The sequence below is a fragment of the Acinetobacter sp. NIPH 298 genome (assembly GCF_000369505.1).
Classification (GTDB): Bacteria; Pseudomonadota; Gammaproteobacteria; order Pseudomonadales; family Moraxellaceae; genus Acinetobacter.
Window position 1 is genome coordinate 348557 of the sequence record NZ_KB850055.1, and the last position, 16819, is coordinate 365375.

The 16819-nt window shown below is 39.5% G+C and carries 13 protein-coding genes; 7 read left to right on the forward strand and 6 right to left on the reverse strand.

All coding sequences use genetic code 11. The annotated features are described in order from the left end of the window. Positions 1-15: 15 nt before the first annotated feature. Both F903_RS06565 and F903_RS06570 read right to left on the reverse strand, forming a co-directional pair. Positions 16-1611, reverse strand: a complete 1596-nt coding sequence (locus F903_RS06565) for a CocE/NonD family hydrolase (protein ID WP_005195619.1) — start codon at positions 1609-1611, stop codon at positions 16-18. A 99-nt stretch (positions 1612-1710) separates the two neighbouring features. After that, positions 1711-2661, reverse strand: coding sequence for a DMT family transporter (locus F903_RS06570; protein WP_005195620.1), 951 nt, complete (start codon positions 2659-2661; stop codon positions 1711-1713). A gap of 404 nt (positions 2662-3065) precedes the next feature. On the opposite strand from F903_RS06570, the gene pnuC reads away from it, so the two are divergent. Further along, positions 3066-3641: a nicotinamide riboside transporter PnuC gene (gene pnuC / locus F903_RS06575; RefSeq protein WP_005195622.1), complete on the forward strand. Its 576-nt coding sequence runs from the start codon at positions 3066-3068 to the stop codon at positions 3639-3641. Between the two features lie 45 nt (positions 3642-3686). Here pnuC and F903_RS06580 read toward each other — a convergent pair whose 3' ends face one another. Further along, positions 3687-4838, reverse strand: coding sequence for a glycerophosphodiester phosphodiesterase (locus tag F903_RS06580; RefSeq protein ID WP_005195623.1), 1152 nt, complete (start codon positions 4836-4838; stop codon positions 3687-3689). A 171-nt stretch (positions 4839-5009) separates the two neighbouring features. Then, complete coding sequence (locus F903_RS06585; protein ID WP_005195625.1) at positions 5010-6623, reverse strand: phosphoethanolamine transferase; 1614 nt, start codon at positions 6621-6623, stop codon at positions 5010-5012. Between the two features lie 331 nt (positions 6624-6954). On the opposite strand from F903_RS06585, the gene F903_RS06590 reads away from it, so the two are divergent. From F903_RS06590 to F903_RS06605, 4 genes are all read left to right on the forward strand, one after another. Then, on the forward strand, positions 6955-10056 hold the full coding sequence (locus F903_RS06590) for an efflux RND transporter permease subunit (protein ID WP_005195627.1): 3102 nt from the start codon (positions 6955-6957) through the stop codon (positions 10054-10056). Positions 10057-10339: 283 nt separating this feature from the next. After that, positions 10340-11677 carry a magnesium transporter gene (mgtE, locus tag F903_RS06595; protein ID WP_005195629.1) on the forward strand — a complete coding sequence of 446 codons (1338 nt, stop codon included), beginning with the start codon at positions 10340-10342 and terminating at the stop codon, positions 11675-11677. A 73-nt stretch (positions 11678-11750) separates the two neighbouring features. Continuing rightward, positions 11751-12332, forward strand: a complete 582-nt coding sequence (locus tag F903_RS06600) for a DUF4112 domain-containing protein (protein ID WP_005195631.1) — start codon at positions 11751-11753, stop codon at positions 12330-12332. A gap of 10 nt (positions 12333-12342) precedes the next feature. Continuing rightward, on the forward strand, positions 12343-12651 hold the full coding sequence (locus F903_RS06605; RefSeq protein ID WP_005195632.1) for a hypothetical protein: 309 nt from the start codon (positions 12343-12345) through the stop codon (positions 12649-12651). 150 nt (positions 12652-12801) lie between these two features. Here F903_RS06605 and htpX read toward each other — a convergent pair whose 3' ends face one another. Together htpX and F903_RS06615 are read right to left on the reverse strand one after the other, a co-directional pair. After that, complete coding sequence (gene htpX / locus F903_RS06610; RefSeq protein WP_004669119.1) at positions 12802-13707, reverse strand: protease HtpX; 906 nt, start codon at positions 13705-13707, stop codon at positions 12802-12804. 219 nt (positions 13708-13926) lie between these two features. Continuing rightward, positions 13927-14808 carry a lytic transglycosylase domain-containing protein gene (locus tag F903_RS06615; RefSeq protein WP_171065215.1) on the reverse strand — a complete coding sequence of 294 codons (882 nt, stop codon included), beginning with the start codon at positions 14806-14808 and terminating at the stop codon, positions 13927-13929. 495 nt (positions 14809-15303) lie between these two features. Between F903_RS06615 and ttcA the strand changes: the two genes are divergently transcribed. Both ttcA and F903_RS06625 read left to right on the forward strand, forming a co-directional pair. Then, a complete protein-coding gene (ttcA, locus tag F903_RS06620; protein ID WP_005195634.1) occupies positions 15304-16209 on the forward strand; it encodes a tRNA 2-thiocytidine(32) synthetase TtcA in 906 nt (301 codons plus the stop codon). Between the two features lie 197 nt (positions 16210-16406). Further along, positions 16407-16790, forward strand: coding sequence for an SCP2 sterol-binding domain-containing protein (locus F903_RS06625; RefSeq protein ID WP_005195635.1), 384 nt, complete (start codon positions 16407-16409; stop codon positions 16788-16790). Positions 16791-16819: the final 29 nt, after the last annotated feature.

The window sequence follows — 16819 nt, forward strand, 5'->3', positions numbered from 1 at the left end:
TTTCAAATAAAATCTCTAATGAGCATCTATCCATAGTTTGGGTAAAATAATTTGTCCTGAAACCCAAGCTTCAATTTTAGCTTGTTGAAATTTTTGATAATAAATACTTTCACTATTGATCAGCAAGCCCAAGGTATCACCCTGTTTCAGCTCCCCATTTATACTCGGTAGCTCAATGCTTTGTAGTGATTTATTGCGATCTGCTAAGTCTAAGGTAATCTGATCATAAATTTGTTTTCTGCCTTGATTAAAAGGGGCGGTTTGTTCATTTAAAACAACATATTTCCCCGTTTCTTTTGACTTTATTGCCACAGAGATAAATAACACGGGGTCACTTGATTCAGTTTTTGCTTCGACATTTAAGCTTAAGCGAGGTGCACCAGTGATATGCGTAACTTGCTGTGCCACATGAATCGGGACAAATACAGCTTGGGTTGTGGTTGCTGCGATCCATGTTCTATTTAGTGTGTAGGAGGTGGTTGGGTTTAAATCAGTGAGATGTGTGACAGGGCTATGATCTACGCATAATTCAGGTAGTTGCATTTTTGGCGTTTTATCTTTTAACTTCTGATCGAACCACATTAAGATCGTATCTTGCAAGTTATGCTCTTGTTTGTCGCTACAACGCACAGATTTTCCGATATACCAAAAAGGTGTTTGACCTGATGGCGACTGTTGTGCCAATGGTTGCAGATGTCCGCCTTGTACCCCGATTAAATGGACTTTGTGCCGCGCCTGTTTGATACATTCAGCGGCTTTTACGCCTTCATTGAACGGGAATAATATATCTCTAAACCCCTGAATAATCAGTGCGTCTGCTTGAGGTGCTTGGTCATGTTCACAAAACCAGCGTGCTTGATGTGTTTTTAGAAAATCATAAGATGAGGCATTGAGTTGCCCTTGTTGTGTTTCTCGATAGGCTTGTTTAAGTTCGGGGTCAAATTTATTCCAATTCCACCAATCACCGATTAAATTTAAGAACCCAATCCAGTTGCTTTTAGGAACACCATTTGGCGCAAGACTATTTATGAGATCATACCAAGTGGTTATCGGAACAATCGCTTGTAAGCGTGGGTCCAATGCCGATGCGAGATACTGTACGCCACCTGCATAAGACTCACCGATCATGCCAGCACGAACGCCGTTTTGGTTTTCTGCCAATTGAGGCAGATGCTTTTCAGCCCAGTTCATGATGCTAATCACATCCTGTGCTTCTTTATCTGGATCAGCCAGACGGATTTTACCTTGACTATTACCATGTCCTCGCTGGTCATAACTAATCACCCAATAGCCTTGTTTCCATGCAGTTTTGGCGACTTGTCCAGTAGGCAATAGAAAGCCATATAAACTCAGTTCAGGACGCTTCATCCGAGATAAACCAAAGCCATGGGTATGTATGAGTAAAGGTGCTGTTTGTCCAACTTTTAAATGCGGCTGATAGACAGTAAAAGCCAACACTGTTCCATCCGAGCTGATGGTTTTGGCCTGATAATAACGCTGCTTTAACTCGACTGTTTTCTGATGCGCGTGAATGGGGGGCGGTGAGTGATAAGCACAACCTTGTATAATCAACGCAAAGCTCAAAAATATCCATAAAAGGTAAGTACGCATAGATTCTTTCATCCTTGAATAAATCTTTGAGAAGTCTAATGATCAGATACTATAATCTAAACTGATAGATCATTTTACTGATCTATCACTTTTACTGTCTTATACATTAGGTGATTGCTTGCGATATGCATATAAAAATAGACCACAGCATAGGCATATCAAGCCAATAATTAAATGCGAACTGAGTGGCTCATGGTTGAGCGTGATTCCCCAAAGTGTTGCCAATACAGGAGTTATGATCATGATGAGCATCACTGTAGTCGGATTCAGTTTTTGAATTAAATGATAATAAAAAATCATAGCAAGGACTGAGGAAAATAATGCGCTATACAGCAATGCCATAGTGGCTTGTGGACTTGGCAGTTGTGTTGGAATTTCTGAGATAAAAAAGGGTAATAAACAGAGATAGCCGATCCATGAAATTAAGGTCGAGCCAGCGGTTTGAGTGATCGGATGAACCTCTGCACCTACTTTTGCAACGGCTAACATCGAGAGTACATATAGCAAAACCGCAATAATTTCATAGGCAATGCCAAGCATATCGAGCTGAACACCATCTGTAGCTAAACCCATTGTCAGTATTAAGCCGAGAAAGGCCAGAATTAAACCGCACCATTGACGTGGGTGAAAGTGCTCACGTTTTAAAATAAAGACCGCTATCAAACCCGACCACAAAGGTGCTGTGCCATAAATAATTGAAATCATACCCGATGGCACACGTGTCGCCCCCATATAACAAAAAGTCATAGAACCAAATAACCCAATTGCACCTGCGGTATAACTGGTGATTGCTTTGAAATTTATGCTGAGTTTGAGTCCAAAGTAAAACAGACAAATAAAGGTAAGTGGAATGGCGAGACTGTATCGTAGAAACAAACCCCAAGCCCAATGAATATCTTGCACTGTCCATACCGCTGCTAACGGGGTGAATGACCAAATCAGAACAACTGCAATAAATTGACCGACTGGCGCTGGGCGTGGGGAAGTAGAGGCGACAGTCGGTTGTATCTGTGGCGTGGGTATAAAACTTTTTTCATGCAATTGTGACATGGGGTGCTCCAGTAATAACAACAGTAGGTTTAAATGTTCAGAAATCAAGGCGAAAAAAAAGCCGCCATTGAGGCGACCTATGTTTCATGTCATGTTATTTTTTAACGGGTCATCGGATCAAATAACATTGCAAAGCCTCCTCGTATAGACATGCAGACACGTCGCCACATTGCATTGGCGAGAATGCAATCTGCGATACATGCAAGATCTAGAGCGGGTACTTTGTTCATGCGAGTTATATTAAAAATAAGCTTAAGATTTTTATAGCATAAGGTCTGAATAAAAAATAGTCATCACTCTCAATAAGCTTGAAAATATATCAATGCAGCTTGAAGATTTATAGTTGCTTAAATTTAAGATCTTTTCATAATGACAGTATTCGATATTTAAACAGAAGTTTTCCTTTGTCTCCTTTAGAAATCATTGCCGTCTTGATGAGTATTATCGGTGTCACTTTGACCATTCAACGTCATATGTGGTGTTGGGGTTTCAATATTTTGGCTTGTGCATTGTACGCTTATCTTTTTTTCGCCTATAAATTGTATGCCGAAACCATTCTGCAATTCTTCTTTATCGCATTCAATTGCTATGGTTTTTATTTTTGGTTAAAAGGAAAACGTCAAGACCACGAGATTCGGATTGAGCCGATTGGCATTCAAATGGCAATTGCTCAAATGTGTTTGGCTGCAATGGGAGGATTATTATTGGGTCTCATTTTAAAGCATTTCACGGATGCTGCTGTACCGATGTTAGATTCTCAGCTCGCTGCATTTAGTTTACTTGCGACCTATTGGACCAGTCAAAAACATATTGCAACTTGGCTACTTTGGATCTTTGTGGATATTGTTTATGTGGGCATGTTTATTTATAAAGAACTGTTATTAACAGCAGTTTTATATGCCGCATTTGTGGGCTTGGCGACTTATGGTTGGTGGCAGTGGCAACAGGTGCAACGAAAGCAGTTGATGAAACAAGCATAAATAAGGACAGCCGAGTTGGGCTGTCCTTATGATTGAGTGATTCGATTATTTAGACGGTGTTGCGAGATATTCTTTTACTGCTTGACGTGCAATCGCTGGATCATCCGCAAATACCCCATCCACACCCGCTTTGAAATATAGCTGTAATTCTTTGATCGCCCCTGTAGGGCAACGTTCAGCCGCTTTAGCTGGGTCGATGCTACATTTTAAGGAAGCTGGCAGGAAGTTGTTCTCAGGGCGGAAAGTATAAGGATGTACTTTTAAACCCGCTTGATGTGCATCTTTTATAAAAGAGGTTGGTTTTTTTAGGGTATCTTTATCTTCGAAAATATAAGTCTCTTTCCATGGACCAACACCATCGGCATATTTAGCAATAGCCTTTAGTCCATCTATGGTTGCCATATCTGCATAAGTAGTTGAAATATTTTGGTCATCATAATCTGCAGGTTTTTTTGATTTATTATCATAAAGTTGAATTAACTGTGCATGTTTGACACTTTTATGTAAGTCCAACTGGTTTTTTAAATATTTTAAATTGCCCACTTCAAATGATTGTAAATAGATCGGAGCAATGTCACGGCTATATTTATATTTTGCTAATGTTTTTAGCAATGTATCTTCCATTGCTAAATTTTGTTTTTGGAAGAAAGTCGGGTGTTTGGTTTCGATATATAAACCAATGATTTTACCTGTTTTTTTATAATGTGCTTCAGCCAGTTCAATGATTTGCTCTAAGGTCGGTATGCTATATAAATCATTGTATTGTTGATTGGCTGGTCGATATTGTGGAATACGTTCACGTGCTTTAAGTTGTTGTAATTCTTTGAGGCTAAAGTCCTCGGTGAACCAACCTTCAAAAGTGACGCCGTCAATGATTTTCGTGGTTTTACGATCGGCAAATTCTGGCAGGCTGGCAACATTGGTGGTACCACTGATTTCATTTTCATGGCGAGCGATCAAGACTCCATCTTGGGTTGAGACCAGATCAGGTTCAATAAAATCCGCGCCATCATCAATCGCTTTTTGATAGGCCTCAAGGGTATGTTCAGGTCGAAGCGCACTTGCACCACGATGTCCGACCACTAAAATTTGTGGCAATTGATATTGTGGTTGATTGGAATTGGATGAAGCATTGTCATCATTGTTACAACCCACAAGGCCGATCAGACAGAGACTCGCGACTGTTTGCTTTAACATACATAAACTCATGTGTTTTTATTTGAGTCGTTAGTGTGCTGATTGAATTTATCAAATGGATGACAAAGAGATGATCGTTTGATGAAATTACAAATAATTTTTAGATAAAACAATCGAAATTGAGTATCTAATTTTACTCAATGTTAAAAAGAATGTTCTATCAATCAAAATCTAATGCTTTTTTTCCCAATAGGGCCAATTGATTTCAGGGCTAAAGTGATAGTTTTGGTCCAGCCAGTATGACTGAGGCGGAGCATATTTATCTTTGAGTCCCATGATTTGCATGAGATTATTATCGAGTTCAGCGGTGTTGATGGTTTGAGTTCGATCTACACCTGTTGATGGCATATGGTCATACCACATAATGACTGGAACTTGATAACCAGCCTTGGTATTTGGACTATGTCCGGCATAATCCATCTCATGACCAACTTCATTACCATGATCTGAAACAACGGTAAATGATCTAAAGTCTTGGTTCTTTTCAGCGATAAGTTTATCTAAAATCTGAGCCAATAAACTGTCTTGATACAAGATCGCATTGTCGTAGTGGTTACGCATAGAACGTATCCATGGATCAATATCATTTTTCTTGAGTAGCATTTCGACCGCATCATTACTGTCAGCGCTAAAATTATTAAAAGCGGCAGGATAGCGTTCTTTATAGTTTGGGTGTGTGCCAATCATATGAAGAATGATTAACTTTTTAGGCTCAGGGTCTGCAAGCGCTTGCACGTAAGCAGGGATGAGATTTTCATCTAAAGAGCTGCTGCTACGCCCAGAACGTGTATTTTTATACACGGCTTTATCCGCATAAGAACCGAACAATGAGGAAAGGTAAATATCATCTTGATTGCTGAGCCAGTAAATTTTATAACCCGCTGCTTTTGCATAAGCAAGGATGCTTTCAGGTGAGTAACGATCATGTTCAGACGCAGGACTTTCAGTTAAGAGTACTCGTAATGCATTAATGGTTGAGGGCGATGGTGAAAAAGCATTACAAAACACTTTAATTTGGTTGATTCTTTTTGAAAGTTCTGGTGTGGTATCTCGCGTATAACCACATAGGCCGAGATCAAGACTGGTAATACTTTCAGACAAGACCAATACATGGGTTTGTTTCTGTCTAGTTGGATCTGAAACAATTAGATTTTGTTTCGCACTACGATCCCATTGATGGTGAACATCTTTATGTTTTGTGATTCGATCTCTGAAATTTTCAATTTTTTCCTGATAATTACTCCAAAATACAATCGGATGAACGTTGCGTGATGGTTTCATCAGATAGCAAGTCAAAGTAAGAAGAACCAAAAAAATGATCCATGCACGATAAAAATGGCTGTGCCAAAGTTGTTTGAAGTTTTCAGTTTTTAAATACTTAAACGCAATATAGTGATAGACGATCGTCAGCGAAACTAAACCTACCAGCACAGCGATAATGCTGATCGCGTGAAGCTGGAAAAACTCCCAAGTTTCGGTATAACTGGTATTCGCAATCGCTTCAATAATAAAATAGGCTTCATTGTCACTGCTAAATAAAATCCAAGTACTGGAGCGTAACAGTGAGTCGAACCAGAAAATCAGCCACCAAATGATGGACAGAATATACCAAGATTTTTTATTTTGAATGGCTGCCAAATATAAAAAAATCGCACCGGGTAGTGATAAAAAACCAAGCCTTAAACCATCAGACAAGTTACCTGAAAAAATTAATAAACCGCCAGTAATCAGAGCTGGTAGCAAAATGAATAAGAGAATATTAAAGTTCTTCAGAGTGACCTTCATAGATGTTTAATAAGATTAGGGAGCGCAATAAGCGTGCTACTATCGGTTTTAGATTCGCTGTTGTCAATCTGAATTTAGGAACTCATTGATCGCAAAGTAATTTCAATTTTTCATTTTTTTAGTTGTTTGAATTTAATCAGTTTATTTTGCTATGGATCTGTTTTAATGTACGTGAAAAATCCATAATTTCTTCGTAATTCTGGCTTTTTGCAATGATATGTTAATAGGGATAGTGTTTCCTTATTGGCTCAGTAATGATCTACCTTTATACAATGCCCATGTTTAGTTATCTTTTGAAAAACTGACTGTTTGAGCAATGGAATGAACAGCCATGTTATCTAAATTTTTTATTGATCGTCCCATTTTTGCAGGTGTCTTAGCGATTATCGTGATGGCTGTTGGGTTACTTGCTGTTTTAAATTTACCTGTAGAGCGCTATCCCGATATTGCTCCGCCTAGAATTACTGTATCTACCAATTATAGTGGCGCAGATGCACAAGCGGTTGAAGACAGTGTTACGCAAGTCTTAGAACAACAAATTAAAGGGATTGACCATCTTCTTTATTTTAGTTCAAGTAGTGATGCTAATGGTAACAGTCGGATTAGTTTGTTCTTTGCGCAAGGCACTGATCCTGATCAGGCACAAGTGCAAGTTCAAAATTCAATTAATGGCGCAATCAATCGTTTACCAGCCGACGTACAAAGACAGGGGGTGAACGTTCGCAAATCGCTCAGTGATTCTTTTATGGTCATTGGCTTAGCCGATGCTTCTGGACGTTCCACCAATATCGATATCTCTGATTATTTAACCAATCATTTTGAGTTAAATCTGAGTCGTCTCGAAGGTGTTGGGGAAATCAGTGTTTTTGGCTCACAGTACGCGATGCGTATTTGGTTGGATCCTAAAAAATTACAACAATACCAACTCAGTGTCAGTGAAGTCCGTACGGCTTTAGAAAATCAGAATGCTCAAGTGGCAGCAGGTGCGATTGGGCAGTTACCGAGTGTAGATGATCAATATTTAAATGCCAAAGTCACCTCAGGCTCTTTATTGCGTACGCCTGAACAATTTGAAAACATTATTCTCAAAGCAAATAGCGATGGCGGCATGGTCTATCTAAAAGATATTGCCCGAGTCGAGATTGGTGCAGAAAACTATCAGATTTTTAACCGGATCAACGGTTATCCCGCTTCGGGGCTTTCAGTTTCATTGGCTGTGGGCGCCAATGTGATGCAAACTGCGGATTTAGTTTACCAAGAAATAGAACGGTTAAAAAAAGGATTGCCTGAAGGTTATTTTGTGGTCTATCCACGTGATGATACCCCCTTTGTAAAAGAATCAATGTCTCAGGTGGTGACCACACTGGTTGAAGCGATCATTTTGGTTGTACTGGTGATGTTCCTTTTCTTACAGAATTGGCGAGCAACCTTGATCCCTGCGGTAACGGTTCCAGTGGTGATTTTAGGGACTTTTGCAGTGCTTGCTGTATTGGGAATGAGCATTAACACCCTGACGCTATTTGCAATGGTGCTTGCGATTGGGTTGTTGGTAGATGATGCAATCGTTGTGGTTGAAAATGTTGAACGGATCATGCATGAGCAGAAGCTGGATGCCAAACAAGCCAGTATTCAGTCTATGCAAGAGATTAGCGGGGCATTGGTTGGGATTACCTTAGTATTGACAGCAGTATTTATCCCAATGTCATTTTTTACCGGTGCAACGGGGATTATTTATCGCCAATTTTCGATTACTTTAGTCGCAGCGATGTCTTTATCATTGCTGGTGGCATTGATTCTTACCCCTGCTTTATGTGCGATTTTATTAAAACCACAGCAACAGAAAGCCAAATGGGCCGTGTACTTTGAGCGTGGATTAGATCGTGTTCGAAGTTTTTATCTGAATGTCGCCAAAAAGGTGATACAGCTTAAATTTCTGTCGCTTGTCGCTTTATTGTTTTTGGTTGGTGCTTTTGCTTGGATCTATCGTGAATTACCCACCAGTTTTTTACCACAAGAAGATCAGGGGATATTAGGTGTTCAGTTTCGCCTAGCTGAAGGCACGCCGATGAGTCAAACCCAAGTTATCGGCAAACAAATTTCAGACTATTTCTTGGCAGAAGAAAAAGATAATTTAAATGGCATCATGGTGATACATGGACGCAACTTCTCAGGCTCAGGTCAAAACCTAGGGCAAGCCTTTGTTTCTTTGAAACATTGGGATGATCGTCCAGGTGTGAAAAATAGTGCACAAGAAATTCGTGCACGTGCTATGAAGCATTTTGCTCAGAATAATCAGGCACGTATTATGGTACTGATGCCTGCAGTCATACGCGGGTTGGGCAATTCAGACAAAATCAATTTTTGGCTACAAGATACCCAAGGCTCTGGGCGAGATAGCCTCTTTCGGTCTTTTGAAAATCTTCAACAGCAGGGCAATGCATTAAGTAGCATCGAAAATCTTGATAAAAAGAGCAATGATGATCAGGCAGTTCTCAATATTAAGATTGATCATCGTACTGCGATGCTACACAGTTTAAATATCAATGAGATTAATCGTACGATCTCGACGGCGTGGAGCGGAAGCTATATCAATGATTTTATTGATCGTGGTCGAATCAAACGTGTTTATTTACAAGGGGATGCACCTTATCGTTCTAAACCTGAAGATTTGAGTTTTTGGCATGTGAAAAATGCACAAGGACAGATGATTCCCTTTACTCAATTTAGCCAAGTTGAATGGCAGGGCGCGCCACCCTTGTTGGAACGTTTTATGGGCTATCCAGCGATTGAATTAGAAGCAGATTCCGCCAGTGGTTTTAGTAGTGGTCAAGGCATGCGAGCAATGGCAAATATTGTGGCACAAATGCCTGAAGTGGGATTGGCATGGAGTGGTCTATCCTACCAAGAACAGCAATCGAGTAACCAAGCAATTTGGTTATATTTGATCTCGATTGCTTTTATTTTCTTGTGCCTAGCTGCTTTATATGAAAGCTGGTCTATTCCTTCGGTGGTCATGGCGGCTATTCCGCTCGGTATCGGGGGAACGATCTTATTTAGTTACTGGTTTGGTTTTGCCAATGATATTTACTTTCAGATCGCACTGCTCACCACCATCGGGTTGTCTTGTAAAAATGCCATCTTAATGGTTGAGTTTGCAGCCAGTTTACAACAGCGGGGACGCAATGTTCTTGATGCTGCGCTTTATGCTGCTGGACTACGTTTACGTCCGATCCTCATGACCTCGATTGCATTTGGTGCAGGGGTGATTCCGTTAATGTTCTCGACAGGTGCTGGGGCACTCAGCCGCCAAGCCATTGGTTATAGTGTTTTTGGTGGTGTTGTCTTTGGCACAGTGCTTGTCCTTATTTTCATTCCTTTAATGTATGTGTTGATTCGATCAATTTTTAAAGGGAAAACCGTTGCAGTGAGTTGAGTTTTTTAAATATTTTTGCGCTTAAATATTTCTGATAGAAACAAAAAATCACATATTCCATGTAGATAAAGGCTTGCGTCCGCTTGACTCAAGCCTTTACTATGCACGCGCCGTATAAACGGTTAATTGAGGATTAATTGCCTAAATGGACACGCAGAGTTGTAGTTTATTACGAATTACACATTATTTTCATAAAAATCAGAATGAAGGTCGTTATTCGACAGTAAAATAATATGCTGTGTCTAACTCTTCATTGCTGATCTATTGTAGTGAAGAGGTAGAGATGGGTTACAACAATTTTTTATATTTATTGCAAGACGCATTGAAGAATAACAATATTTCACTTGCGCTTGCGTCGGTCGAAACTTTCCCCGCAGTTGATATTGCTGATCTTTTGACACAGCTTCCAATCGAACAAAGCCAGTTATTATTGAAGCATTTGCCTGATAGAGCTTATGTTTTTTCTTATCTTCCGCCAAATGAACAAGTCAAACTCGCCAAAGCAATGCCAAGAAATATTCTGGCTGAAATCGTCGGTGAAATGTCATCGGACAAACGAGCTGATGTTTTTAAATGCTTAGATAAACAACAACAAAAAGCATTGCTTCCTGCACTGGCCCAAGCTGAAAGAGAAGACATTCGTCAACTTTCATCATATCTAGAGGGAACAGCAGGGGCGATTATGAGCTCCGAATATGCGACCTTAAAACCCAATATTATGGTCAAAGATGCAATTAAAATGTTGCGTCTTGAAGCACCAGATACAGAAACCATTTATTTTGCTTATGTATTGGATGATGCACGAAAAATATTAGGAGTTTTGTCATTAAAACAATTGATCCTTGCACCTGCAACGCAGAATATCAGTGAGCTGATGGTTACCCATGTTTTGACTGCTTATGTAGATACCGATCAAGATGAGGTTGCTAAAACCATCGCAAGATATGACTTATTGGCACTCCCAATTCTTGATCATCAAGACATGATGGTCGGGATCGTGACTTATGATGATGCAATGGATGTCGCCAGTGAAGAAGCAACTGAAGATTTCTTAAAAGTCGGTGCGGTGAATGCATCTTCGAAAATGAGCATTAAAACAGCCCCAATTTTACAACTGTATCAAAAGCGCGTTTTTTGGCTGGTTTTTTTAGTATTTGGTAGTTTGCTGTCTGGTTTAGGGATAGCGCATTATGAAGATTTGATCGCACAGCATTTAGTTTTAGTATTTTTCTTACCTTTATTGGTTGGCAGTGGAGGGAATGCGGGTTCTCAGTCTTCTACCTTAATGGTAAGGGCGTTGGCGACAGGTGATGTGCAGTTTAAAGATTGGTTTTATCTCCTCGGCCGAGAGAGCTTAGTTGCTTTAAGTTTGGGAGGAACGATGGCGATCGCAGTTTCACTCCTTGGATATTTCCGTGGTGATGAATGGGTGGCATTGGTGTTGGCCTTGAGTATGATGGGAATCGTGTTAATGGGGTGCCTGATTGGCATGAGTTTGCCTTTTATTTTAAATAGAGTCGGACTAGATCCAGCAAGTGCTTCAGCGCCATTGGTCACTTCAATATGTGATGCGACTGGAGTGATTGTCTATCTATTTATTGCTTCTATGATCTTATTTTAGTTGTAAAAATAATACCTTCTCGATTTAAAAAGTATTTATGATCAAGCTATAAACTTGGTTTAAGGTTGGGCAAATGTCAGAACAAAAAAAATTAACTCAGCAGCAAGCAATCGTTGTGGAGCGTGATTTGGCGAAATTCGCCAATACGATGGACAGCTTGGTACGAATTCCGTTCACTAAGCAAGGTGTTGGTGCGGATGCAGCATTGAGTACGATTCCTTTTGCGGGCGATATAGCAGGTTTTGTTCTGACATTATATGCGTTCAAAAAAGCCAGAGAAGTGGGTGTTCCACAACACAAACTCAATGGCGTGGTGAAACTTGCGATCTTAGATATGTTGGTCGGTTTTGTGCCGATTGTAGGGACTTTATTTGACGTATTTATTCGGCCAAGCCGCAAGACCCTTGAGATTGTGCATAATCATATCCGTGAGGAATATCAAGTACACAGTGATATTCATGTGGTGCATCCATTTTTGCATGAATCTCTAGAGCAAAAACAGAAAACCTCAGCATTTTGGCGTAATCCGATTGTGAGCTGGATTTGGCTGCGGATACCTGATTTGCTCGGCATCGCCGTTTTGATTTTACTTGTACTTGCACTTTGGCTTGGCCTGAGTTACGCGTGGCAGTTGTATAAGTCTTTTGTTTCCTAGAGATTAATATATGAGTCATCTCAAAGATAAGTTGCCGAAAAATTGGGTACTTATACAAGAAGAGAAAGAATCAATATTCTCTAATGAACTTAAACGTGAGCTTATATTGGGGCATGTGCTTTTTGACAAAAAAGCAGTAGCCATTGCCCGAAAAGAGGGAGAGGATGATATTTTATTCTTCTTTGAGAATCAGGAAGATCAATATGCTGAGGTTCATTTAACATGGAACCATGAAACTAACCCGATATGGCCATCAACTTTGCTTTTTAGAAGTTTTAATGATTGGAAAAAAACAATTGAAGATGATGATTCGGAGTAAAGTAATTTATTCTTGTATTTGAGCTTATATTTCTGATTTACTCTAGGTTGCTTGATTTTTAGTATTCATCAATCCGAAATATTTAAAAACATTGATATTGTAAAAAATAAAGCCTCCAATTTGGAGGCTTTATTGATGTATCTGTTTGGATTAGTGAACGTTTAATTGCTTTAATGCAGCAACACGTTGTTCAATGCTTGGGTGGGTGTGGAACAATGCAGCTAAGCTAAAGCCTTGTTCTTTACCTTCCGCGATTGCAAATGCTTTCATTTCTTTCGGCATTTGATCTGGCATTTCTGATTCTGCTTGTAAGCGAAGTAGTGCAGAAATCATTGCATCTTTACCAGCCAAACGTGCACCTGCTTCATCAGCACGGTATTCACGTTGACGAGAGAACCACATCACGATGGTTGATGCCAAGATACCAAATACGATATCTAAAGCAATCGTAATCGCAAAATAGGCAATTCCTGGTGCTTCGCCATCTTCACGACCAAATACATTACGGTCAATAAAGTCCCCAGCAATACGCGCAAAGAACATAACGAAGGCATTGACTACACCTTGGATCAATGCAAGGGTAACCATATCACCATTTGCAACGTGACCAATTTCATGCGCAAGTACAGCACGAAGTTCATCTTTGTTCATACGTTCTAATAGACCTGTTGAAACAGCTACTAGTGCGTCGTTTTTATTCCAACCTGTTGCAAATGCATTAGATTGATAAGATGGGAAGATACCAACTTCAGGCATTTTAATACCTGCACGTTGGGATAATTGAGCAACTTCTTGTAATAACCACGCTTCGGCTTGATTACGAGGTGCATTCGGGTCGATTAATTCGGTCCCAGTGGTTTTTTTAGCCATCCACTTTGATAGGAATAGGGAAATCAAAGAACCTACCATACCAAAGACAAGGCAGATAACCATTAGGTTGCCTAGATTTAAGCCACCCGCGCCATGGTAACTACCGACACCGAAGAGTGACAAAATAATGCCAGCTACAACCAGTACCGCGAGGTTGGTTAGCAAGAACAAACCAATCCGCATCATTGAGAAAACCCTCTTATAAAGAAAAAGTGATCTGATTTATAAATATAAATCACCCCAATAATATGCAGGTTGAACCCCAAAAATTCAAGGGAAAAAATAGCTGTTATTGCATGTTTGCAAACAAAATAATGAATCTACAAAGAAACAAGCACTTAAAACTAATTTTAGCGTGAAAAAAGTAACAAATAATTGCTAGTTATCGTTGTTTTAATGTACATATTAATCCGTTAAACGGATATGGGCAGAAGCAGTGGCATTCGCTGTGGAGTAGCTGCCTGCTGGTGCATCTGTAAAGGTACCATCGGCCAAAGTGATGATTTGTCGATTGTACTGTCTTGATGTTGATGCGGTTTCGGCATTTGTACTGCTATTTGAGCCTGCATAATTGACCGATTGTGCGATCACTTGCCCATTGCTTGAATGAGCTGTCGGTTGAGATAAATTGGTCCCTAAACCTGATACATAGAGGTTTTGATAACGACTAGTGACACGACGAACATAATCCTGTGTTTCTCGGAATGGGGGGATGCCTTTATATTTATCGACATTGCCTTCTCCTGCGTTATAGGCAGCCAAGGCCAAGCGTGTATCACCTTTAAAGCGTTTCAGTAACCAGCTTAAATACTTTGCACCCGCAAAAATATTTTGCTGAGGGTCGTACGCATCCGAGACATTGAAGCGTTTAGCTGTCGCTGGCATCAACTGCATTAAGCCTTGGGCACCGACAGGTGAGCGTGCATTGACATTGAAACCAGATTCAGTGTGCATTACCGCTTTTATTAGGCCTTCTGAAACACCATGTTGTTGCGCTGCTTGACGGATCAAATGGTCGAAAGTATTTCGGTTACGGCTATAACTGGGTAGAACTGAAGCTTCGCTATTGCCCCAATTACGATAGCTATGGATATTGCTATCGGGATAATAGGTTGCTTTAACCACTTTTAAATGGCTGTACTCAGCTTTCTTTTTATTGGTCAGCAGTGTAGTACCATTGCTATCTTTAAATTGATAGATGGTTTGCCCAGCGTATGCAGATACTGTTGTATTAAAAAAACCGATTGTCCCCAAATACAACATAAAAAAATAAGTTATTTTGTTCATCGTTATAATATTCACAAAAGATGAGCTTTAATTCATTTCAGCAGTGTAACAAAAAAATGTCTAAAAAGTACTTTCGCTACATTTTTTTATTTTTCTACTGTCTAACAAAAAATCAAGTCCTTTTGCTCGAATGTTCAGCAAAAAAAAAATTAAATTTTTTTTAAAATTTAAGTGTTGACTTATATAAGCTATTGTTTTTAATAGGGTAAAATGATTGGTTAAAAAATGATCAATTTGATTGAAAGCCTTATTCTAAGATAAAAAAAGTTTGTCAATAGCGAAGAAATCCACAATTTTATCCACAGTTTTTGTGGAAAACTGTGGAGAAGTCTGAAATATAAGCAATCTAGACGATTTTGATAACTTTTGATCAGAATTTTACCAGTATGAAACTCAAATATGACGATTGAGAGAAATTGAAAAATTCTTTAGGTGCGCATTTTTTCGGAATGGGATAAAATCTTGCGGTATTTTGTTTATGAGTAAATCACGTCTATGTACGCGCCAGTGGAGTCCAACCAAGGATTTAATTTCAAGCCAGAGCTTCCTACTAGTTCGGCCTATTATCGCTTGTTGAAAAAACTACGTCGCCAAGTGGGGCATGCAATTCGTGACTACAAGATGATCGAAGATGGCGATAAAGTCATGGTATGCGTATCGGGTGGTAAGGACAGTTATACCTTGCTCGATATCTTGCTGCAATTCAAACGTATCGCGCCGATTAATTTTGATATTGTTGCCGTTAATCTGGATCAAAAGCAACCCGGCTTTCCTGAGGATGTTTTGCCACGTTATATGGAAGAAAACAATATTCCATATTATATCCTTGAAAAAGATACCTATACCATTACCAAGCGCTTAACACCTGAAGGTAAGACCTATTGCGCCGTATGTTCTCGATTGCGTCGCGGTTCTCTTTATGGCTTTGCCCAAGAAATTGGTGCGACGAAAGTGGCTTTAGGTCACCATCGTGATGATATTTTAGCGACATTCTTCCTGAACTTATTCCATGGTGGTAGTTTGAAAGCGATGCCACCGAAACTGCTGTCTTCAGATAAAAAGAATATTTTGATTCGTCCTTTGGCTTATGTTGAAGAAAAAGACATTATCAAATATGCAGAAATGCGTCAGTTCCCGATCATTCCGTGTAACTTGTGCGGATCTCAAGAAAATTTACAGCGTGCGATTCTGAATGACATGTTGCGTGAGTGGGATAAGCAATATCCTAAGCGTTTACATAGTATTTTTGGCGCATTACAAAATGTATCGCCATCGCAGCTAGCTGATCGAGAGTTATTTGATTTTGAAGCGTTGGATGAACAGCGTGAGTTCGATATGAAAGATCCAGAAGAATTGAAAAATCGTCTAGATGTGGTGAATTTAAGTTTCGCTGCTGAATAAAATGTAAGAATTTTTTTAAAGGCACTTTGTTAAGTGCCTTTTCTTTATAAAATTTTTAAAAATTGAATCCTACGTACAAAAAGTCATAGCCTAAAATAAAATATACGTGCTATAACATGGCACAAGCAAATTGCTTCATGTGATGTCGTCTGGATAGATGGCACAAGAAATTGAACAAATACATTTGAGGAATAATCATGGCTGCATTTTTAACTGATGATTGGTTTGTAACTGTCGATACACTTACTGCTGAAGCAGGTGATTTAAACTTGCCACCAGCACTGGCGAATTTGGCAATTAACTTGGTTGTAACAGATGCAGCTGGTAATACAGAGTTGGCTTTAGATGCTGGTAAAATCCAAAAAGGATTATCGACCAAGGCTAAAACAACTTTAAATATGGATGCTGAAACTTTACGTAAAGTATTCTTAGAGTTTGATATGGCTGCTGCAATGCAGGCGTTCATGACTGGTAAAATCAAAGTACAAGGCGATATGTCTCAACTTATGGCTTTACAAACGGCTAAGCCAAGCCAAGAACAAAAAGACTTATTCAAGAAAGTACTTGAGCAAACTGCTTAAATTCTTTAAAAAAAAAGCTTACCCATTCG

Bases quoted from the DNA above. Each gene is read 5' to 3' on its own strand.
- F903_RS06565 (WP_005195619.1), bottom strand. From the start codon at position 1,611: ATGCGTACTTACCTTTTATGGATATTTTTGAGCTTTGCGTTGATTATA.
- F903_RS06570 (WP_005195620.1), bottom strand. From the start codon at position 2,661: ATGTCACAATTGCATGAAAAAAGTTTTATACCCACGCCACAGATACAA.
- F903_RS06580 (WP_005195623.1), bottom strand. From the start codon at position 4,838: ATGTTAAAGCAAACAGTCGCGAGTCTCTGTCTGATCGGCCTTGTGGGT.
- F903_RS06585 (WP_005195625.1), bottom strand. From the start codon at position 6,623: ATGAAGGTCACTCTGAAGAACTTTAATATTCTCTTATTCATTTTGCTA.
- F903_RS06590 (WP_005195627.1), top strand. From the start codon at position 6,955: ATGTTATCTAAATTTTTTATTGATCGTCCCATTTTTGCAGGTGTCTTA.
- mgtE (WP_005195629.1), top strand. From the start codon at position 10,340: ATGGGTTACAACAATTTTTTATATTTATTGCAAGACGCATTGAAGAAT.
- F903_RS06600 (WP_005195631.1), top strand. From the start codon at position 11,751: ATGTCAGAACAAAAAAAATTAACTCAGCAGCAAGCAATCGTTGTGGAG.
- F903_RS06605 (WP_005195632.1), top strand. From the start codon at position 12,343: ATGAGTCATCTCAAAGATAAGTTGCCGAAAAATTGGGTACTTATACAA.
- htpX (WP_004669119.1), bottom strand. From the start codon at position 13,707: ATGATGCGGATTGGTTTGTTCTTGCTAACCAACCTCGCGGTACTGGTT.
- F903_RS06615 (WP_171065215.1), bottom strand. From the start codon at position 14,808: ATGAACAAAATAACTTATTTTTTTATGTTGTATTTGGGGACAATCGGT.
- ttcA (WP_005195634.1), top strand. From the start codon at position 15,304: ATGTACGCGCCAGTGGAGTCCAACCAAGGATTTAATTTCAAGCCAGAG.
- F903_RS06625 (WP_005195635.1), top strand. From the start codon at position 16,407: ATGGCTGCATTTTTAACTGATGATTGGTTTGTAACTGTCGATACACTT.